Annotated in this window: 19 protein-coding genes; 12 read left to right on the top strand and 7 right to left on the bottom strand. The window is 39.2% G+C overall.

Annotated features, from left to right (window positions below):
• The first annotated feature begins 91 nt into the window (after window positions 1-91).
• On the top strand, window positions 92-670 hold the full coding sequence (locus MKL51_RS19100; protein WP_017482190.1) for a cob(I)yrinic acid a,c-diamide adenosyltransferase: 579 nt from the start codon (window positions 92-94) through the stop codon (window positions 668-670).
• A 74-nt stretch (window positions 671-744) separates the two neighbouring features.
• On the top strand, window positions 745-1,458 hold the full coding sequence (locus MKL51_RS19095; RefSeq protein ID WP_032006060.1) for a glycerophosphodiester phosphodiesterase: 714 nt from the start codon (window positions 745-747) through the stop codon (window positions 1,456-1,458).
• Between the two features lie 28 nt (window positions 1,459-1,486).
• On the opposite strand, the gene MKL51_RS19090 is transcribed toward MKL51_RS19095, so the two are convergent.
• Window positions 1,487-2,020 carry an META domain-containing protein gene (locus MKL51_RS19090; protein WP_032006062.1) on the bottom strand — a complete coding sequence of 178 codons (534 nt, stop codon included), beginning with the start codon at window positions 2,018-2,020 and terminating at the stop codon, window positions 1,487-1,489.
• A 208-nt stretch (window positions 2,021-2,228) separates the two neighbouring features.
• Here MKL51_RS19090 and MKL51_RS19085 point away from each other — a divergent pair, with 208 nt between their 5' ends.
• From MKL51_RS19085 to MKL51_RS19075, 3 genes are all read left to right on the top strand, one after another.
• Window positions 2,229-3,401 carry an acyl-CoA desaturase gene (locus tag MKL51_RS19085; RefSeq protein ID WP_032006064.1) on the top strand — a complete coding sequence of 391 codons (1,173 nt, stop codon included), beginning with the start codon at window positions 2,229-2,231 and terminating at the stop codon, window positions 3,399-3,401.
• 99 nt (window positions 3,402-3,500) lie between these two features.
• Window positions 3,501-4,943 (top strand): protein adenylyltransferase SelO, encoded by a 1,443-nt coding sequence (locus tag MKL51_RS19080; RefSeq protein WP_032006065.1) that lies wholly within the window; start codon window positions 3,501-3,503, stop codon window positions 4,941-4,943.
• Window positions 4,944-5,016: 73 nt separating this feature from the next.
• Window positions 5,017-5,598 (top strand): L,D-transpeptidase family protein, encoded by a 582-nt coding sequence (locus tag MKL51_RS19075; protein ID WP_032006066.1) that lies wholly within the window; start codon window positions 5,017-5,019, stop codon window positions 5,596-5,598.
• A gap of 70 nt (window positions 5,599-5,668) precedes the next feature.
• Here the strand turns inward: MKL51_RS19075 and MKL51_RS19070 are convergent, their stop codons facing one another.
• The gene (locus tag MKL51_RS19070; protein ID WP_002116101.1) at window positions 5,669-6,355 is read right to left on the bottom strand and encodes a response regulator; all 687 of its coding nucleotides are present in this window, start codon (window positions 6,353-6,355) and stop codon (window positions 5,669-5,671) included.
• Between the two features lie 21 nt (window positions 6,356-6,376).
• Window positions 6,377-8,035 (bottom strand): sensor histidine kinase efflux regulator BaeS, encoded by a 1,659-nt coding sequence (baeS, locus tag MKL51_RS19065; RefSeq protein WP_032005542.1) that lies wholly within the window; start codon window positions 8,033-8,035, stop codon window positions 6,377-6,379.
• A 132-nt stretch (window positions 8,036-8,167) separates the two neighbouring features.
• Here baeS and MKL51_RS19060 point away from each other — a divergent pair, with 132 nt between their 5' ends.
• The 3 genes from MKL51_RS19060 to MKL51_RS19050 all read left to right on the top strand — a co-directional run bounded on the left by MKL51_RS19060 (window position 8,168) and on the right by MKL51_RS19050 (window position 12,586).
• Entirely contained in the window at window positions 8,168-8,545 is a 378-nt protein-coding gene (locus MKL51_RS19060) for a hypothetical protein (protein ID WP_032006070.1), read from the top strand.
• A gap of 289 nt (window positions 8,546-8,834) precedes the next feature.
• Complete coding sequence (locus MKL51_RS19055; protein ID WP_032006071.1) at window positions 8,835-10,637, top strand: acyl-CoA dehydrogenase C-terminal domain-containing protein; 1,803 nt, start codon at window positions 8,835-8,837, stop codon at window positions 10,635-10,637.
• Window positions 10,638-10,804: 167 nt separating this feature from the next.
• The gene (locus MKL51_RS19050; RefSeq protein ID WP_032006072.1) at window positions 10,805-12,586 is read left to right on the top strand and encodes an acyl-CoA dehydrogenase C-terminal domain-containing protein; all 1,782 of its coding nucleotides are present in this window, start codon (window positions 10,805-10,807) and stop codon (window positions 12,584-12,586) included.
• 72 nt (window positions 12,587-12,658) lie between these two features.
• Here MKL51_RS19050 and MKL51_RS19045 read toward each other — a convergent pair whose 3' ends face one another.
• Window positions 12,659-13,537, bottom strand: coding sequence for a LysR substrate-binding domain-containing protein (locus MKL51_RS19045; protein ID WP_080973434.1), 879 nt, complete (start codon window positions 13,535-13,537; stop codon window positions 12,659-12,661).
• A 123-nt stretch (window positions 13,538-13,660) separates the two neighbouring features.
• Between MKL51_RS19045 and MKL51_RS19040 the strand changes: the two genes are divergently transcribed.
• Window positions 13,661-14,371, top strand: coding sequence for a glutathione S-transferase family protein (locus tag MKL51_RS19040; protein WP_032006075.1), 711 nt, complete (start codon window positions 13,661-13,663; stop codon window positions 14,369-14,371).
• 160 nt (window positions 14,372-14,531) lie between these two features.
• Complete coding sequence (locus MKL51_RS19035; protein WP_002116490.1) at window positions 14,532-15,014, top strand: phosphate-starvation-inducible protein PsiE; 483 nt, start codon at window positions 14,532-14,534, stop codon at window positions 15,012-15,014.
• Between the two features lie 38 nt (window positions 15,015-15,052).
• Here the strand turns inward: MKL51_RS19035 and MKL51_RS19030 are convergent, their stop codons facing one another.
• Complete coding sequence (locus MKL51_RS19030) at window positions 15,053-15,436, bottom strand: RcnB family protein (RefSeq protein WP_032006076.1); 384 nt, start codon at window positions 15,434-15,436, stop codon at window positions 15,053-15,055.
• A 165-nt stretch (window positions 15,437-15,601) separates the two neighbouring features.
• On the opposite strand from MKL51_RS19030, the gene MKL51_RS19025 reads away from it, so the two are divergent.
• Window positions 15,602-16,048 carry a hypothetical protein gene (locus tag MKL51_RS19025; protein ID WP_002116392.1) on the top strand — a complete coding sequence of 149 codons (447 nt, stop codon included), beginning with the start codon at window positions 15,602-15,604 and terminating at the stop codon, window positions 16,046-16,048.
• Between the two features lie 249 nt (window positions 16,049-16,297).
• On the opposite strand, the gene MKL51_RS19020 is transcribed toward MKL51_RS19025, so the two are convergent.
• Entirely contained in the window at window positions 16,298-17,761 is a 1,464-nt protein-coding gene (locus MKL51_RS19020; protein WP_017482202.1) for a phospholipase D family protein, read from the bottom strand.
• 75 nt (window positions 17,762-17,836) lie between these two features.
• Complete coding sequence (gene znuD / locus MKL51_RS19015) at window positions 17,837-19,912, bottom strand: zinc piracy TonB-dependent receptor ZnuD (protein ID WP_017482203.1); 2,076 nt, start codon at window positions 19,910-19,912, stop codon at window positions 17,837-17,839.
• 136 nt (window positions 19,913-20,048) lie between these two features.
• Here znuD and MKL51_RS19010 point away from each other — a divergent pair, with 136 nt between their 5' ends.
• Window positions 20,049-20,813 (top strand): DUF4184 family protein, encoded by a 765-nt coding sequence (locus tag MKL51_RS19010; RefSeq protein ID WP_017482204.1) that lies wholly within the window; start codon window positions 20,049-20,051, stop codon window positions 20,811-20,813.
• The last annotated feature ends 154 nt before the right edge of the window (window positions 20,814-20,967 follow it).

Here is a 20,967-nt window from a genome sequence, read left to right as displayed (position 1 = left end):
TCACACCAACTATAAAAATATTTTCTTAACTCCAGTTTCGGGGTAATGTTCTGACCGACATTATCCCTTTTTTATGTTCAGGATATCCATCATGGGACACCGTTTAAGCAAAATCTATACACGCACAGGCGACTCAGGTACAACAGGTTTAGGCGATGGTTCTCGTGTTGCCAAGGATGATTTACGAATTACGGCACTTGGTGATGTTGATGAACTCAACGCCATTATTGGGGTACTTCGTGCTCAAATCACAGATAGCCAAGTAACTGATAAGGCTGATTGGGATAAAAGCTTAAGTCTAATTCAACATTGGCTTTTTGATTTAGGTGGAGAGGTTTGTATTCCAAATTACAATCTACTCCAGCCAGTTTGTATTGAATTTCTTGAAAAAGAAATTGATCGTATGAATGAAGACTTACCGATGCTTAAGGAGTTTATTCTACCGTCTGGTTCTTTATCTTGTAGTTATGCTCATCAAGCCCGTGCCGTTTGCCGCCGTGCAGAGCGATCACTCATGTCGGTGCAAACTCGTGATCAAAATATTCAAGCTACAGCACTCCAACTTTTAAACCGTCTATCTGACTGGTTATTTGTCGCATCGCGTGCTTTACAGCGTGCCGAAGGCGGACAAGAAGTACTTTGGCAAAAAAATATTAATGAGATTATTTAAAAATAGATTAGATTAAACATGGTCTCTACTCATTTTAAAGAGACCATAGTTAAAATATTTCATAGAAGAAAATTATGCGCGTTATTGGTCATCGTGGTGCACGCCGAGAAGCTCCTGAAAATACACTTGGTGGGTTTCAGCATATAAAAAATTTAGGTATTCGTGGTGTCGAATTTGATATTCGTCAGCTTCAAGACCAAGAGTTAGTTGTTATTCATGATGACAATTTTTTGCGTACAGCTGGAGTCGATCAAATTGTAGAGCAATCGACTTTGGCTCAAGCGTTGTTATTCGATCATCGGCAAGGCTGGCCCAATTGGCCAACTTCTGAATCAACACCGACCCTTACAGGTGTTTTAAACTTACTTGATAATTTCGATCATATTGAAGTTGAAGTTAAAGCTGTAAGAGATATGGCGTTGGCCGAAAAGCTCGTTCAAAAGCTTGAGACGGAATTACAGGGCTTTGAAAAAGTTGTAACCATCACAAGTTTTGATCTTCAAATTTTAACTGCCTTAAGCGATATAAACTCTCAATTTAAACGCGGATTGTTAGTTGAACTTCCTGTTGGGGCAACGGCAATTGAACTCGCGCATCAATATGGTTGCGGTCATATTGGTTGGCATGATCAGCTGGCAACAGATGAAATGATCCAACTATCACATCAAGCTGGTTTGAACATTAGTGTCTGGACAGTCAATGATGTAGAAAGAGCAAAAAGGCTGCGTGATTTAGAGGTTCAAGGCTTAATTACAGATATTCCAACTACGATGTTACAAGCCCTGTAAATATAAAAAAGGTGGTAAAAACCACCTTTTATTTCTTTTGTGCCTGAATGAGGCGCTGACCACTCTGGTCAAGTAGATATAGGGTATTACCTACGAGTTGAAAGCGTTGAATACGTTGCAAAGCATCTACTAGCTCTGCTTCTTGAGCCAAAGCACCATCACAGCTTGAATGGCCTGCATTTACTTGCATATCAAGTTTTTGCTGACTGAAGTTAAATGTATAACGGCCAAAAACAGCATTACAGCCAGTATGTCCCGATACTGTTTTGACTGCTGAGTTCAGTGAAAGAGTAGGCCATTGGTTAAAAAATTTTGCCTTATGACCACTGATCTGAGTGATCTGCCAATCAATATCTTGAATGCCATCTAAACTCACTCTCTTTTTTACAACAGGGGTTTGAGTCTGATGAACTGTTCTTTTTGTTTGAACTTTTTTCGTAGTTTGTTCGGGTGCACTTTGACATGCGGCTAATACAAGACTGATTGTGACCAAGACACACTTCAATGATAATTTTCTTGAAATATCAATGCTGTTCTTTTTTTTCAATCGTTGTACGTTCATTAAACAACTTCTCCTGCTTGAAAAACTCTTTGACATAGTTTAATTCTGTTACGGTTCTTTCAATACATCTGTACAATAATGCTAGTGATTCTCACTAAGCACGTGCTAATATGAAGGATAGAATAGCAATATATCTTGATGATTGGTTTTGCTATGTCGTTTTGTCTTTGTACCTTGTTTCACAAGGATTCTAGGAGCGCTGCCGGATATGACTTCCGCCCCACTCAAAGCCCCAATTAACTGGACCGCTAGCATTACCTTAATTGGTTTACCAATTCTTGCCGCAATCATAATCCCGATTTATGCGTATTATTATGATTTTAGTGTAAGCGCATGGGTAAGCTTATTTTTTCTTTTAGCTCTAAGTAGTATGGGGATTACTGCTGGTTACCATCGCCTTTGGGCTCACCGAGCTTATGAAGCGTCGTTACCGCTTAAAATTCTTTTAATGATCGGTGGAACATTTGCCGTGCAAAATAGTATTTTGTTCTGGGCATCTGGTCACCGTACTCACCATCGACATGTTGATAATGTTGATGAAGATCCGTATTCAATTGAGCGTGGTTTTTGGTATGCCCATATGGGTTGGATGATCCGTGATCACTCACCATCTGAGCCAGATTTTAAAAATGCACCAGACCTACTCAACGATAAATTGGTCATGTTCCAACATAAATACTACGGTTTACTGGTAGTTGCAGTTCATGTTAGTATTTTAGGCTTAATCGGTTGGGCGACTGGCGACCTATGGGGTGTAGTACTCTTGGGTGGTTTAGTACGTTTAATCATTAGCCATCAAGTAACTTTCTTTATTAACTCACTTTGCCATATGTTTGGTAAACGTCCTTATACAGACGAAAACTCAGCACGTGATAATTTCTGGTTAGCCATTGCCACTTGGGGCGAGGGTTACCACAACTATCACCATATCTTCCAATACGACTATCGTAATGGTGTGAAATGGTGGCAGTATGACCCAACAAAATGGTTGATCTGGTCATGTTCTAAAATTGGTTTAGCTAAAAATTTACGTCGCATCCCAAGCTTTAATATTAAAAAAGCAGAACTGGCGATGAAATTTAAATACGCTGAACAAGACCTCGCTATTTATGGTCATGATGTAAATGCAGACATTACTCAAATGAAGCAACGTATTGCACAAGAGTACGAAGCATTTACACATACATTAAATGATTGGGCAAAACTTAAAGAACAAGAGTTACAAGCTAAAAAAGCAGCAATGGCTGAAAAGATTCATAGAATGGATCATAAGCTTAAAGTTGATTTCCAATTGCTTGAACACCGTTTAAGTCATCACCGCGAATGCTTAGAAACACTTATGCGTAGTGTTAAAAAGAATACCAATGTGGTGTCAGACTAAAATAAATTCTGATCTAAAATAGCTCTTTCGGGAGCTATTTTTATGCCTGCTTTTTAACTGTGTTATAGTGAAATCTGCTCTCTCTATTTTGCTAATCCTATGCAGTTTAATCCGCTCTACCCTTCACTTCCGTCTAAACTATTTCATGTTCAGCAGCCATCACCCTTACGTGGTGCAAAAGCAGGACATTTTAACAGTGCTTTGGCTGATGAACTGCAATGGTCAGAAGACGATAAAAATACATGGGTTGAGATCTGTAGTGGACAGCGTACATTCCCTGAATTTCCGTCTCTTGCGATGGTCTATGCTGGCCACCAATTCGGACAATGGGCAGGACAACTCGGCGATGGACGTGGCTTACTGATTGCGCAAATACTAAATACAAAGGGTCAAACCATTGACCTACATCTCAAAGGTGCAGGCCCTACCCCTTATTCAAGAATGGGAGATGGACGAGCAGTATTACGTTCTGTGGTCCGTGAATATTTAGCAGGACATGCTCTAAATGCTTTAGGCGTCGCATCTAGTCATGCAGTCGGTTTCACAACCTCGACTCAAGGCGTACAGCGTGAAAAATTAGAGTTAGGTGCAATGCTACTCAGAACATCTGAATGCCATATTCGTTTAGGGCACTTTGAATGGATTAATCAATATGCGCCTGAGTTGCTGTCAGAATTCACTCAAAAATGTATTGAATGGCATTATCCAGAATGTCTAGAAACCGAAAATCCAATTTTATCCTTTGCTAAAAAGGTGGTTGAGCGTACTGCAATCATGATTGCGAAATGGCAATTGGTTGGGTTTGCTCACGGCGTGATGAATACAGATAACTTAAATATTACAGGTTCAACACTCGATTTTGGCCCATATGGTTTTATGGAGCGTTTCCGCCCGAACTGGATCAACAATCACTCGGACTACCAAGGTCGTTATACTTATCAAAATCAACCGAGTATAGGCCATTGGAACTTATGGACGTGGCTAAACAACTTAATTCCTCTCGCTGAACCTGAACAAAAAGATAAGTTTAAAGAAGAGTTAGCACGTTGCTTAGAACAATTTGAACCAATCTTTTTAGAACACTATGGACAAGGTTTATGTCAAAAAATGGGACTTCCTCATTTCCATAAAGACAGCCTTGATTGTAGTTTTGCATTTTTAAGAATCTTACAAACTGAACAACTCGATTACACTCAAAGTTTTATTCGTCTTCAAAATAAAGAATACAAAGCTTTACGAGATGATTGTCTTGATATTCGACAGTTTGATGAGTTTCTTAGCCAATATGAAAGCATTCGTGAACATCAAGATATTGATGAACTTGATGCAAATATGCAAAAAGCAAATCCAGTTTATATTTTACGTAATCACATGGCGCAGCGTGCTATTGAAGCAGCTGAACGAGATGATTTTAGTGAGGTAGATCGTTTATTTAAGCTACTTAATCACCCATACACAAAACAACCAGAGCTTGAGCAACCACAAGACTTAGGGCCATTACCAAGTGATGTTCCAGATGTAGCAGTGAGCTGTTCATCTTAATATTAAAAAACTAAAACTCTCTTAAGTTAATTTGAGACACTTAAGAGAGTTCATTGAGTATAAAAAATAATATATGAAAATTAGACCGTTCATTATTTGCACACTTCTTATCATTCCACTGGGAATCGCTTTTTATAATTATGAAAGATATTTACCGACTTTTACGTCAAGCCATCAAGCGCTCTCAAAAGAAGAAATATTAGAACTCATAAAGACCAAGCCAGTTACCTCAATTGAAGTGTTTAAAAACCAACGCCTACTTCTGCTCAAGAGTAATCAGGGCGTGATTCGGCAATATCCGATTCGTCTCGGCTTTAATCCCAATGGACATAAACACTTTGAAAATGATGGTAGAACACCTGAAGGGATTTATTCTATAGATTGGCGAAACTCACAAAGTGCTTACTATAAATCTTTGCATATTTCCTATCCCGATGCGAAAGATATTGCTTATGCCAAGCAACATAATCAACCAACAGGAGGAGATATCATGATTCATGGATCTGTTCCGAAATCATTACTCTCGATACCTTTTAGCTCGACTTATATGCCCCATAAGGATTGGACGTTAGGATGTATCGCGGTTAGAAATGTAGATATAGATGAGATTTGGCAATTAGTACCCAATCATACCAAGATTATAATTTATCCATAAAATCTTTAAAACTATCCACATTTTCTGTGGATAACATTGTGGTTATCCACAGAATAACTTTTATGAAGACTTACTCTTCAGGATATTCGAAGCGATAACCTACACCATAAACGGCTTGAATCCATTCATGACGGTTACCAGTTTCAGCCGCTTCACTAATTTTTCGGCGCAAGTTTTTGATATGGCTGTCAATTACACGGTCGGCAACGTCAAAACTATCTGGATTAATATGATCTAATAATTGTGCACGTGAATATACTTGCCCTACATGCTCTAAAAATAGCTCAAGTAAGCGAAATTCGGTTGGCGTTAAGCTCAATGATTTTTGTTGATACCAAATTCTTTGTTGTGCTTTATCAATTCTGAAAGAATCATTTTGCTCAGGCTCTGCCTTACGCTCTAAACGACGTAAAACAGCTTGTACACGAGCAACTAACTCTTTGGGACTAAATGGTTTACATACGTAATCATCAGCGCCCATGTTAAGACCTAATACTCTGTCAATTTCTTCGGTACGGGCAGTGACCATAATAATCGGTAAATCTGATTGTTCACGAACTTTACGGCAAATCGTTAAACCATCCATTCGTGGAACCATTAAGTCCAGAATCATCAAATTTGGTTTACGTTGCTGGAAACTCGCATAGGCATCTTGACCATCATGAAACATACTTACTTCAAAACCGGCAGCTTCAAGATAATCACGCACCAAATGCGCCAATTCGACTTCATCTTCAACCAACATCACATGTTTCATGAGATATTTTTCCTTTTATATTTAACTCTGCTTTTTAAAAGTAAGTACACAACGTAAACCACCTAATGGTGAATGTTCAAAACTGAGTGTACCACCAAGCGCCTGCGCAATCTTACAAGACAAAGCTAAACCCAGCCCTGTTCCACCTGTACTACGCGTACGCGAATCATCTACGCGATAGAAACGTTCACCTAAACGGGATAACTGCTCATCACTTAAACCATAAGGACTATCATCGACATACAAAGTCCACTCTTGAGGATTCTGACTTGTATGAATATGAATTTTGCCACCTGTTTCTGTGTAACGAATACTATTACTAATTAAATTAACAATAATCTGTTTAAAACGGTCACGGTCTAATAATAGCGGAGAACTTGTTCCTTCAACTTGAATTTCGAGACCAGCCTGCTCAAGTTTGGGTTTAAAGTTTTCAACTTCTTGTAGTACCACTTCCCATGGATTTACAGAGCTCAAATAACACTTAAGCTGCTGAGCATCTGCCTGCGCCAAGTCTGCAAGGTCTTGGGTCAATTTTTTCAAGCTTGAAACCTGACGCATCATTGCATCTAAATGTTCAGGTGTGGCTTTTCGAATCCCGTCTTGCATGGCTTCAATTTGTGCTTGCAATACAGCCAAAGGCGTTTTTAATTCATGGGACGTATCTGCCACCCATTGACGTCGTGACTCTTCATGCTGATGTAAAATCTCTGCCAAATGGTTCAATTGAGTTGATAAATCACCTAACTCATCATTTCGCTTAATAACTACTTGGTGTTGATAATTTCCTTTGGTTAATTCATTGGTTGCATTTAATAAACGCTGAATTGGCTTTTTAAAATAAGTCGCCATTAACAGTGCTGCAACTAAACTTGATAGTAAGGTTAAAGCATAGATTAAGAGTAAATAACGCTTTTGATTACTAAAGAAATTAATACTCAAAGCGTCTTCTTTATCTAAAACAGGCTTTAAACCTAAATATCCCACGACTTTATTATTTAAAATAATTGGGCGAAATGACATTTGATCTGAAGAAGGCGGTTCACCTACTACAAACTGGTGCTGCGCGTCATATAGAGATAAACGCGAACTCAACCCTAAACGGTCTGGCAAAGCGATAAAACGCTTCTTCCCATTTTGGGTTTCAATATCTTTTAAGCTTCCCTTCTTTGATTTATTTTTATCATCACTTGGGCGAAACTGATTTGCGCTTAAAGGGAAACGTAATCCTTCAAAGGGTTGATACTGTGAAGGTAAATTTTGCTCGAGTGCTCTTAATTCCTCATCACTAAAAATAGTATTTTTATTTGTCGGCGCAACTTGAGGCGAAATATTGATGAGCGCGTGTTCATCAAAAGAATGCTGCTGTATGGCAATGTCATATTGGCGACGGAGCCACCACTGCGAGAGACGGTCATAGTCATCGGGAGCCGCGGTTCCTTCGATTTGTAAAATCTGTGCCTGAATCGCATTCCCCCAATCATGGTACACCGTATAGACATCGCCAAGATTGGTAATGAGGCGGTCTAGTTTCTGCATTTCAACGTCAGCTACATATTTGGCAAAGTTCTTTTGCATTGTCCAGTGCAAAACGCTCAAGCTTGCAGTCGCAATAAGCAATGTGGTGAGCAAGACTGTCAAAAATAACCGTAATGCAATGGGAACACGTAGAACGTTCAAAAGCACTCTCTCATTTTTACCCTATATTTTGCATTGTAACCAACAACGAAAAGAAAAACTCTCCATTGTTTCTACATCTTTATTATCTAATCTTTAAGACATCAGAAAACACAACATTAAAGGTCTTTAAATATGAAAATGACGGCAAAAATTGCATTATTCAGTGCGGCAATTGTAACAATGGGAAGTTTGGCTGCGTGTCAATCGACAACTCAACCACCTAAACCAGAGCATGGAATGATGCAAGATGGCCCACGTGAGGGTCACCACCGTATGAAGCACCGTGAGTTCACTCCAGAACAAAAAGCTGCATGGGAACAGCATCGAGCAGAACGTCAAGCTCGCTTTGAACAAATTCAAAAAGCATGTGATGGTAAAGCGAATGGACAAACAGTAAATGTTCAAGTTGGAGATAAGACACTTGAAGGTACTTGTAACCTTCGTTTTGAACCAAAGCGTCCTCAACCACCAGTTAACGCTCCTGCTCCTGCACCAGTTCAAGCAAAATAATTCTAAAAATCATAAAACAAAAGGCGCCTATAGGCGCCTTTTGTTTATACATAAGTGTTTACGATTTTGACTATTTGTATCATATAAACATAACCAAAAGTATTTACACTCAAAGCACTTACATAGTTTCAGCATTTTTTTCTTGACTTTGCAGTCACAAAGTAAAGGTCCTGAGGTGCTTGTACAGTTATGCAAGTTGTTGCACGATGTAATAGTCCAAGGTGCCTCATGGCACATTATCATAGATTAAGATTATAACTCTGGTTTCACCAGTATTGAGGAACCCGATATGCCACAATACAAAGCGCCCTTACGTGATATGCAATTCGTTTTGCATGAATTATTAAATGCTGAAGAACACTATGCAAAATTACCTGATTTCCAAGGTAACGTAAGCCGTGAATTGGTTGATCAATATTTAGAAGCTGCGGCGGACTTCTGTGAAAATGAGCTTTCTCCTTTAAACCAAGTTGGCGACCGCGAAGGTTGTACTTGGAATGATGGCGTAGTTACCACTCCAACAGGTTTTAAAGAAGCTTATCAAAAGTATATTGAACTTGGCTTTCCGTCTTTATCAGCAGAAGAACAATACGGTGGTCAGGCATTACCTAACTCTTTAGGTATCGCAATTTCTGAAATGGTAGGTAGCTCTAACTGGGCATGGGGCATGTACCCAGGTTTGTCTCACGGAGCTGTACGTACATTAGAGCATCACGGTTCTGATGAACAAAAAAATACTTACTTACCAAACCTTGTTTCAGGTGTTTGGACGGGTACGATGTGCTTAACTGAGTCTCACGCAGGTTCAGACTTGGGTATTATCCGTTCTAAAGCAGAACCAAATGCTGATGGTAGCTATGCAATCTCTGGCGAGAAAATCTTTATCTCTGCTGGTGAACATGACATGGCTGAGAACATCATCCATATCGTTCTTGCTCGCCTACCTGGTGCACCAAAAGGTACTAAAGGTATCTCATTATTCATCGTTCCTAAATTCAATGTAAATGCAGATGGATCTATTGGCGAACGTAATGCGGTACGTTGTGGTTCTATCGAACACAAAATGGGTATTCATGGTAACGCGACTTGTGTCATTAACTTTGACCAAGCTAAAGGTTACTTGATTGGACCTGAAAACCGTGGTTTGAACTGTATGTTCACCTTCATGAACACAGCACGTATTGGTACTGCTGTTCAAGGTTTAGCAGCGTCTGAATCATCTTTCCAAGGTGCGTTGACTTACGCGAAAGAACGTTTAGCAATGCGTTCACTTTCTGGTCCTAAAGCTCCAGAAAAAGAAGCAGACCCTATTATCGTTCACCCTGCTGTTCGTAACATGCTTTTAACTCAAAAAGCGTTTGCTGAAGGTGGTCGTGCTCTTGTTTACTTACTTGCTCAATACGCAGATATCGTTGAAAAGGGCGAAACTGAAGAAGAGCGTAAGTTTGCTGACAACATCTTGTCTTTATTGACTCCAATTGCAAAAGCATTCTTAACTGAAACAGGTTCTGAATCTGCTAAGCACGGTGTACAAGTCTTCGGTGGTCATGGCTTTATTTCTGAGCATGGCATGGAGCAAATCGTACGTGATACACGTATTGCTTGCTTATACGAAGGTACAACTGAAATTCAAGCACTTGATTTGTTAGGTCGTAAAGTATTGCAAACTCAAGGTGCAATGCTACGTGACTTCACTAAGATCATCCATAAATTCGTAGAAGCAAACAAAGACAACGCTGCTATAAAAGAATTTGTTGAACCGCTTGCGGCGCTTAACAAAGAATGGGGCGATCTTACTATGCAAATCGGTATGCGTGCGATGCAAAACCCAGATGAAGTCGGTGCTGCTGCTGTAGATTACCTATACTTCGCAGGTTATATCACTTTAGCTTACCTATGGGCTCGTATGGCGCTTGTAGCACAAGAGAAATTAGCAGAAGGTACAACCGATGTTGACTTCTACAATGCGAAAGTAACTACTGCTCGTTTCTACTTCAAGAAAATCTTGCCACGTGTACGTTCTCACGTAGATGTGATCGCTGGTGGTCTAGATCCATTAATGTCATTAGACGCTGAACATTTCGCTTTCTAACCATAGTTAGTTGCGATATGCAATGTTAAAAAACAAAAAAGGACTGCTCAGTTTTGACGGTCCTTTTTTTATAAAATCAATGATAAATTTACACTTTAAATTCCATATCCATTTCGTTTTACAGGATATCTAGCACAGGCCAATGTGCACAAAAAAGGTGAACGATTATGCCAATTTACAATGCTCCTTTAGCTGATATGAAATTCATCTTAAATGATGTATTTAAAGCAGAACAATTTTGGCAGTCTAATGAGAAACTCGCTCATGTAGATGCTGCAATAGCTGAAGCAATTTTAGAAGAAATGGCTAAATTTGCTCAGAACGTGACTCATCCATTAAACCGTACTGGTGATGAAGAAGGTGCTCGCTATGAAAACGGCGAAGTATTCACACCAGCTGGTTTTAAAGATGCATTTCGTCAATATGCAGAAGGTGGTTGGATTGGCTTAGGTGCCGATGAGGAATGGGGCGGTCAAGGCATGCCAAAAATGCTCACCGTTCTTTCTGATGAAATGTTATTTGCGACTAACCCATCTTTCATGCTTTACCCGCTTCTTTCAGTAGGTGCTGGTATGGCTTTAAGCAGCTACGCATCTCAAGAACAAAAAGAAACTTATTTACCTAAGATTTATTCAGGTGAATGGTCAGGTACCATGTGCTTAACCGAGCCACATGCAGGTACTGACTTAGGGATTATCAAAACTAAAGCAGAACGTAATGAAGACGGTACTTATAACATTACAGGTACTAAAATTTTCATTACTGGCGGTGACAACGATTTAGCAGAAAACATCATTCACTTGGTACTTGCTAAAACTCCAGATGCCCCTGCTGGTTCACGTGGTATCTCGTTATTTATCGTACCGAAATACCTTGTAAATGAAGATGGTTCTTTAGGCGACCGTAACCATGTTGGTCCAGGTTCTATTGAACATAAAATGGGTATCAAGGCATCTGCAACTTGTGTGATGAACTTTGATGGAGCTAAAGGTTACCTCGTTGGTAAAGAAAACGAAGGCCTTGCTGCAATGTTCGTTATGATGAACTACGAACGTTTATCAATGGGTATTCAAGGTTTAGGTGCATCTGAATTTGCTTATCAAAATGCTGCTCAATACGCGACTGACCGTTTACAAGGTCGTAGTGCAGCTGGTGTTCAATCACCAAACAAACCTGCTGACAGCATTTTAGTGCATGGTGATGTACGTCGTATGTTGTTAAATGTACGTGCCAATAATGAAGCATCTCGTGCATTTGCTGTCTATGTAGGTCAACAACTCGATATTACTAAATTCTCAACTGATGCAGCAGCAGTGAAAAAAGCCAATGACCGTGTTGCGCTTTTAACTCCAATTGCAAAAGCTTACCTCACAGATACCGCATTCCAAGCAACTTTAGATGCTCAAATGGTTTTTGGTGGTCACGGTTACATCCGTGAATGGGGTATGGAACAATGTATTCGTGACCTTCGTATTGCTCAAATCTACGAAGGAACCAACGGCGTTCAGTCTCAAGATTTAATTGGTCGTAAAACCATTAAGTGTGGCGGCGCTTTCATTGCTGAATACATCACTGAAATCCGTGACTTTGCAAATGACCTAGACACTGACTTGAACTTCATTAAAGATGCAACTTTAGATGCTGCAACTGAAATTGAAGCAATCACTCAGTTTATTATTGAGCAAGCTGCTGAAAATGTAGAGTTCCCGAACTCAGCTGCGGTTGATTATTTACATGCGGTTGGTTTACTCAGCTTCTCATATATGTTTGCAAAAATTGCTGCCGCTGCTAAAGATAAGTCTGGTGATTTCTATCAGAACAAACTTGCTTTGGCTCAGTACTTTGTTGAACGTATCTTGCCGGATATTGATGCGCGTATTGCTAAAATCAAAGCTGGTTCTGACTTAATTATGGGCTTTAGTGAAGATTACTTTACAAATCAAGCTTAATTAAGCTCTTTATAAAAAACGCCTGAATAATCAGGCGTTTTTTTATTTCTAATCATAAAAGATAGATAGCTTTTAAGTTTTTAATTTCTCGACCAAGAAGTCAGCAGTAATATTGACACTGGGTAAAAGCCCTCGTCTTGTCAACATCAATAAACTTGTCGTTACGCTACCAGCAGACCAGTCTGGCAAAACATGAATTAAGCTACCCTCAGATAGTTCATTCATACAAAAAGTTTCAGGTAAAAGCGTAATACCCAATCCCCTTTTTGCAGCCCCCTTTAAGATCTCCGACTCATTTGCTACAAAGCGGATGTTTGGACGTACTATCTCTTTCTGACCATTTATATTTTGAAAATGCCATGGATTCATTTGCAATTCAGGCCATAAGCCTTCGTGTTTAAGCAAATCTTCTGGTGTATGTATAGGAGCCGATTTCATTAAGTAGGTAGGCGCTACAACAGCAATGATTTTATCATTTTTAAGCACACGTTGAATTAATCCAGAATCCGGCAATGGTTGAAAATGACTACGGATCACAATATCAAAGTTTTCACTCATAACATCAACGTAACGATCAGTTACCTCTACTTGTAATAACAGCTTAGGATAACGTTCTGCAAGTTCAGGCAAACAATCAGATAGAAGATACTGAGCAATGGGTACAGAAGCACTGAGCCTGACTACACCACTTGGCTCTTGTTGTTGTATTAATAAATTTTCTTCTGCGTAACGAAACTCATCTACTGCATTTTTGGCATGTTGATAAAACAGTTTTCCTGATTCGCTTAAGACAAAACTACGTGAACTACGATGAATTAACGTTAAGCCCAGCTTATTTTCTAATATTGCAACACGCTTACTAATAGTTGATTTAGGTAAATTGAGCTGTTTAGCTGCGGCAGAAAATCCTTGATGCTCTACAGCAACAACAAAGAGATAAACATCATTCAAGTTTTGTCTAAGTAGCATTCTTCAATGTCCATATATGTAGACAATAAGTTTCATAATACCTGACTACTAGAAACTTTTCTGTCGACTTATGATGATTTTACACATCAAAAAAGAGTAATCATCATGTCAACTTTCACTTTATTTTATGGCGTACCTTCTGGATGTTCATTTGGTTCAATAGTTGCATTGGAATGGTCAGGTTTACCATATCAACTCTGTAGAATCGAGATGCCAGCTCAATGCAACACCGAGGAATACCGCCAAATTAATCCAGTCGGTGAAACGCCTGCACTGCTCTACGATAATGGTAAAGTTTTAACGGAAAGCATAGCTATCTTGAACCATGTCATGGCAAAAAGCCTGAATGCGGCTTTTCATTATGAACAAGGAACAGAACAATTTAATATGTTTAATCAGAAACTAGCTTTTTTGAATACGACTTTATTCAATGCATTTAGCCCACTCTGGTATAGCCTTGAACACTCGTCCTCAGAAAGTAATAAACAAGCATTACGTGAATATGGAGCAGCCCAAGTTAAAAGAGCATTTACAGCTTTAGAGAATAGCCTGATAAATCAAACTTGGTTAATGGGCGATCAATTGTCTTTTGTGGACGGATACTACGCAGGTATCGCACGATGGTTGAAATATCATAATGTTATTGATATTGATCAATTTCCAAACTGCAAACGACTTTATGAACAATTACAGAATGAGGCAGCAGTTAAATTTGCACATGCAATTGAACAAGAACAGTCAACAAAGAGTATAAGCAACTTTTTAGGTCATATTGCATTTGAAGATGTCATTCAACAATATAAAAACTTGAAATAGACTTTGTATTTATAGTGGATATCACCTTACTACCTGAGTTGAATTAAATCTTCATAAAAACGCCTGAATAATCAGGCGTTTTTATTTTGTATTTACTATTTCCATTGGCACAAAATTTGTTTAATTTCTAAACATTACGAAGTAAACAAAAGATCTTATTATGCCTGATCCTAAAAAATACGAACGAATACTCGACCGTTTCGGACATTACGCCGTAGAAGCCTTCCATTATTTAGCCTTATTCATTATCGGGTGTATGGTGGCATGGTCGGCAGCCAATACGGTTTTTGAAATTCTGACCGTCAAAAAGTATGCTTCAATTGATGATATTTTATTATTATTTATTTACTTAGAGCTTGGAGCAATGGTTGGAATTTACTTTAAAACCAACCATATGCCTGTACGTTTTCTTATTTATGTCGCGATTACAGCCTTAACCCGTCTACTCATTTCAGATATTCAACATGACCACAAAGCGGATATTGATCAAGTCATTATTACGGGCTCAATTTTGATTTTAGCTTTATCTATTTTAGTCGTCCGATTTGCTTCATGGCACTACCCATCAGTGATGAAAGAGAAACATGCAAAAACTTCTAATAATTTGAAAACCCCTCAACCGCAAGATGACGAATTAGCATAGAAAAAGGCCTCAATATTGAGGCCTTTTTATTTTTACGTTTAACGAACTCGGTAAATGTTGTGTCTTGAGTCTACTAATAAGTATTGATTAGGTGTTTTAACCCAGTGGTATCCACGTGGTGGCGCGTATAAACGGTGCGCTCTCCAGTCCGAAACATAATAACGGCTATGGCGATATTGGGTAGGAATACGTTCACCACGTTTAAAAGCAACATAGTTACCATAATGCTTACCACGATCAGCATTTGACCACTGTGGAGCGCGGTGATCATTACGATAATCATGACGACGGTCATCACGATGCTCATATCGATCATAGTTTTTACCATGGTCATTGTTCCAACGGTGTCCAGAATCGGCCATCGCGGTAGCTGATATACCTAACATTAATGTCGAAAGTACAAGAACGATTGGCTTTTTCATGGCCTATTTCCTTTTAATCTTGATATGAAGCTAGATTAAAAGAGACTCAAGGAGAAACCATGAATAAAACCGCTTTGATTGCTAAACTTTGTAATGACTATAAAGAAAATATGAAGAATCTGTATCTGTGCTACCATTAGCATTTTTCAAACTAGGTCAATTGCTGTGTCTGAAATCAGTTTTGAGCGTCTTCATCAATTTTTTTGCAAAGTTCCAAGTGTACAAGAAGCCCGTATTATGGCTCATGGAGCAGATGGCGAACATGCTTGGTGGTTTAAGTTCAGTATTGACGTAGAGCATGCACTTGCATGGCAAACAGTTCAAGAATTAGGTCATGTTTTAAATTATCTATCGACAAATGAACGCCTACCCACATTATTCTTCCCTGTTTCACCGCCACCTTACATGAATGGTGAAGCCAAAGATTTTTTATCATGGATTATTCAATGTAACCATCCTGAATTTTCTCCCGATGTGGTCTGTGATTGGCTTGAAGCGCGTTTGCCAAATCCTGTTGACGACGAGTCACAGTGGAAAATTAAGACGGATTTGAGTGAAATCGAAAAACTTGATGATAAAGCGTTGGATCAATTGATTCCGCCAGCGCCTTAAAATATTCAAAGTTTTACTCTCTATTTTTAATTAGCACGACGGGGTCTTACCGCTTTAAGTTCCACTTGTAGTAGCTAATTCGTTACTTTGGTTTCGCCCAAAGTAACCAAAAGCATTTGTCATCCACAAAACCTGTTCACTGTTTTCGTTTATCTAATTTTATTGCAAAAACAATTTAATCGCAGATTTTGGGCAGGTTGTGGATGACTCTAGGCACAGCCATTTTTTAGGAAACTCCAAAGATAGTGATTAAAAAGTCGATAACCCTGACCATTCCATAAAACGGTAAATCCAATACTTCACTTTAGACTCATCTGCATACTTCGCATAGTCCACGCTCATCTGTTTATCTTTTAGGTTTGACCACGAGGTATTGAAGTAATCTTGCGCATCTTTAAAAACTTGATCTTGAACTTTGCCAATGACCAACATATCCGTTTCAAGGTTATAATTTTTTAAATTACGGGCCGTAAAGTTGGCAGATCCTACAATCAACTCAGCTTGTTGGGTGTTATATTTCAAAATCATTTTGCTATGGTTCTGCTCGCCATGAGTATCACACCAACGGATTGGAATACCGACAGCATGCAACTCTGAAGCCACCTGACGGTTTGGAATACCATTCTTTTGTCGACCAAATGCATCTTTATTTGGATCGAGTAAAACACGAACAATAACACCTCGTTCTTGAGCACTTTTTAGAGCTTTAATAATCTTACGTTCAGACAAATAGAACATACTTAAATCAAGATGCTCTTTCGGCTTCGCTGAATTAATCAATTTCAATACAGATTGATAAATTGCGCCTTCAGTTAACACCTGCACTTGAGGCTTGCTAACGTCTTTTTCAAAGTCACCTAAAATGAGCGATGGAGAGCTACTGCCTGATATTTGTGCAACGGCAGCTTCAGTTTGGAGAACATCAGCAGCTGTCGCCCCGGTTACAACTAACGCGACATTAGAATGTCTAGAGCTGCCATCATGTGGATTTGCTGAGGTCACCAATGACTTCCAACCAGCATCGGTATCGACCACAACAGTCTTACGGTGATTGGCCTTAAAATTAAATAAGTTTAGATAGCTGCGCAGTGTAATTTTTTCATCACCGAATGGATTCGGTAACCAGCCCATTTCAGGGTTATTGCCAATATTTTGACAGCAGATGTACCAGAAGCCAGACCAAAACGGGTTAGAAGCACGCAAAGGGACTAAATTCGTTTCAATCACATCAACACCTGCCTGACGTAACTGACGGTAGTGTTCAGGGCTGATACCACCGTATACCGAGTTAATCGGGTCGGTAATCATAACGATCTGAATTTGGCGGTTCTGTCTTTTCTTACTTACTAATGCATCGGTTAGCTCTTGCATTAATGGTCTTTGCTTGAGTTTTGAGTCACCCACTTCTGAATTAAACAAGAACATATCCACCACAATCGTGGTTTTTGCCTCATCAATCATTTTCAAAATTTCATCAAAAATATGCTGGTCAACCTGCTGGTGTCCTTTCGTATCTAGATAGGTTTTATCAGCTAAAAATTTGACATCGGCATGTCTAAGCTTGCCACTAAAGTTAATCCCTTGTGGTAATGGTTTTACTGTGTGGTAAATCGCTGATGCAAGATATGCAATAGCAACAACGCAAAGTAATACCGCCATATAACGACGCCCTGACCAATTTATTTTTTGATGAATTCGTTGAAAAATACGCATAAAAAAGACCTAACTTGATGCTTTCAAATTAGGCCTTTTGGATTGATTTTTCAAGTTTAGTTTCGTGTTAAAACCTTAGAAACTAAAATCAACACCTACAGTAAAATTACGTCCAACTTGTGGAATATTTGATAAGAATGAAGCATGTTGATAAACCGTGTCATCTAACAAGTTATTTGCTTTCATATAAACACGGTAATCAGTTTTTGCACCATATTGTCCAGAGTATGCTATGCCAAGATTAAGCATGTTGTAGCCTTCAGTTTCGGTCTCGTAAGCTGCAATCTTATCTTGGTTAAAGACATGGTAGTACTCGGCAGAACCACTAAAACCATCACCAAAATCTGCATCGACTTTAGTACCTAAACGTCCTGCTGGAATACGTGGAGCATTACCTTCTGCATCAATTTTACCGCGCACATAATCACCAAAAGCACTGATCTTGTACATTGGGGTAATTTGATAACCAATTTCACCCTCTGCACCATAGAAGCGTGCTTTATCTTGAGTGTATTGAACTAAACGGAAGTCTTTATAACGGTCAAGGGTTTGCGCATAGATGTAGTCATCAAACCAGTTATGGTACACATGAAGATGATAATCAAGTTTGTCATTATCAAAATGCAAACCTAACTCAACATTATTCGATTTTTCCTTACTGAGTTGATCATTTCCTAACTCATAAGTATTCGTCGCAAAATGTCCACCATTTGCATATAACTCTTGAGCTAAAGGCAAACGCTCTTGATGTGAAGCGACAAAAGAAAGTTTATAGTTCGGTGCAAACTCCCAATTCGCAGCACCTGCGTAAGAGAATGCCGAACCATCAAAATCCTGTTTAGAGTTGTCGTCTACATCAATTTCTTGCTGATCTGCACGGGCAGAAAGCTCAAAATGTACGTCTTTCCATTGTTTATGTTCTAAAGCAAATACGCTCCACTTTTTGGTAGTGGTCGGAGCCATAAATGCTTCTTCGCCAGTTAAATCTAATTTCTGTTGACCTAACTGTGCGCCAATTACGCCTTCCCAACTTGCAATCGGGTTATGTACTAACTCAATACGACCATCATAGCCTTTGTTTTGGAATCGGGTCGCAATTGTTCCCTCTTCAATTTCATCATGCTGATAGTCAGTATAGCTTGCTTGCGCACGTAACTTTTGGAAGCCTGCAAATGGATCATTTAACTCGGTTTTAAAATCGTAACGCTCAGATTTTAAATCAATCCATGGGCCGCCATGTTCGTGTTCATGTTCTTCATGCTCATGATCGTGACCTTCTTCACCCTCTTCATGTTCATGGTCTCCACAATGCAAATGCGGTCTTCCACCTAGATGAGCGCTACAACTTTCGTATTCATGGCTATGCCCCGGTAAGCCATATTGATCACGACGGTTGCTATAAGAAATACCCGTATAACCACGGTCATAAATCCAAGATAGACCAACATTAACCGAGTCACCCTGCGCAAAAGTATTGTCTACACGGCGCTCTTTTTCACCTTCATGAATATAATTGGGAGCAATATAATTATTCGCATCACGAGTTAACCCCTCAACACGTAAAGCAACTTGGCTGCCCAAGCCAACAGTTACGCCAGCGCTCACCAGTTTTTCATCACTTCCAGTGTTGTAACGTAAGCCAACTTGTCCTTCATAACCATTTTCAGGCATTTGCGTAGGGATCTTGTTATCAATGACGTTGACTAAACCACCGACAGTCCCCGCACCAAACAGTAAAGTTGAAGGGCCGCGAATTACTTCGACTTGTTTCGCAAGCACAGGATCTACAGTGACAGCGTGGTCAGGAGACAAGGTCGAGACATCAATATTTTCTGATGAATTTTGCAGTACTTTAACGCGTGGCCCATCTTGTCCACGGATGACTGGACGACTCGAACCAGCCCCAAACTGATTCGCGTAAATTCCGACTTCACTACTGAGTGCATCCCCAATGGTAGCAGCGCCTTGCGACAGATGCTTTTGATCAACAACAGTATCTGCCACAGCAAAATCTTGTGAAGTTTGCTCAAGTGGATGAGCCTTAATTCGAATGGTTTCTAGCTTTTCAACATTTTCACTTTCTGCTGCAAACGAAGGTACCGATATGACAGCTAAAATGGATAAGGTCAAAATATTTTTATAGAACAACATGAGGTGATTCTCTGATCGCTACGCCTTTTGTTTTGTTATATTATAACATTTCAGTCTTTTTGCAATAAAAAACATTTCCAATCGGCTGATTCGTTAGACTGGGCAATTAAATGATGTGAGTAATCTCTGTTTTATAATGCCTTTTACAATCTCTCATGCCGTTATAGCTCCTCCTCTTTCAAAGCTTAGCCGAAATACTTTACCAGTTGCAGCTCTAGCAATTGGAAGTATGACACCCGATCTTTACCGCTTATTTACAATGCAATCAGGTATGTTGACACATCAATGGAAAGGCCTGATTTATCCCAACCTTGCCTTAGGCTTCATTTTTTGTGCTATTTGGTACTTTCTATATCGACCTGTAATTTACCGTTTTTTCGGCATTCAGCATGATCTTGGCCTCAACTCTTTAAAACGTATTTTTTTATTTTTGGTTGGAACATTACTCGCACTTACTTTAGGAATTGCAACACATTTAATATGGGATGGTCTAACACACTCAGACTTTCGGACTTTTGTATTTAAAGATGTATTAGCAACAAATATTCACCTTTTAGGACACCCCTATCCCTTACATCGTCTTTTGCAGTTAGGCTCCTCTGCTCTTGCCTTACCTTTTATTGTTTGGATGTGTGTTCACTATTATCAGCGCTATAAACAACACTGGAAAGTAAGTAAAAAAATTAAAATTTTTGCATGGTGTCTGTTGTTTTTATCTACAGTGTTAGGCCTATTTTCTTTTTGGGATTATGCCCGCTACATTCCTCATGAAGTTTGGCATGCCGATACCTATTATTTCACGGGCCGCTCCATTAATGAATTTATGCAAGGTTGGTTAAGTACTTTTAGCTTAGGATGCTTACTATTCTTGATTTTAGATCGACAACAAAGAATGGGATGAATAACTAAAATCGCTGCCAAATTGCTCATTTTCAGGTTAATTTCTGCGGTTTTTTGATCTAGTTCTTGTGACAAACCATCCAACAAGGCATAATCGAAAACTTACTTTTTTGACGGTGCGCGGTTTACGCATCCGTCCTTTCAGCCAATATAGT

Source organism: Acinetobacter sp. AOR18_HL (assembly GCF_027855145.1).
Classification (GTDB): domain Bacteria; phylum Pseudomonadota; class Gammaproteobacteria; order Pseudomonadales; family Moraxellaceae; genus Acinetobacter; species Acinetobacter pittii.
This window is presented reverse-complemented; position numbering and strand designations above follow the sequence as displayed.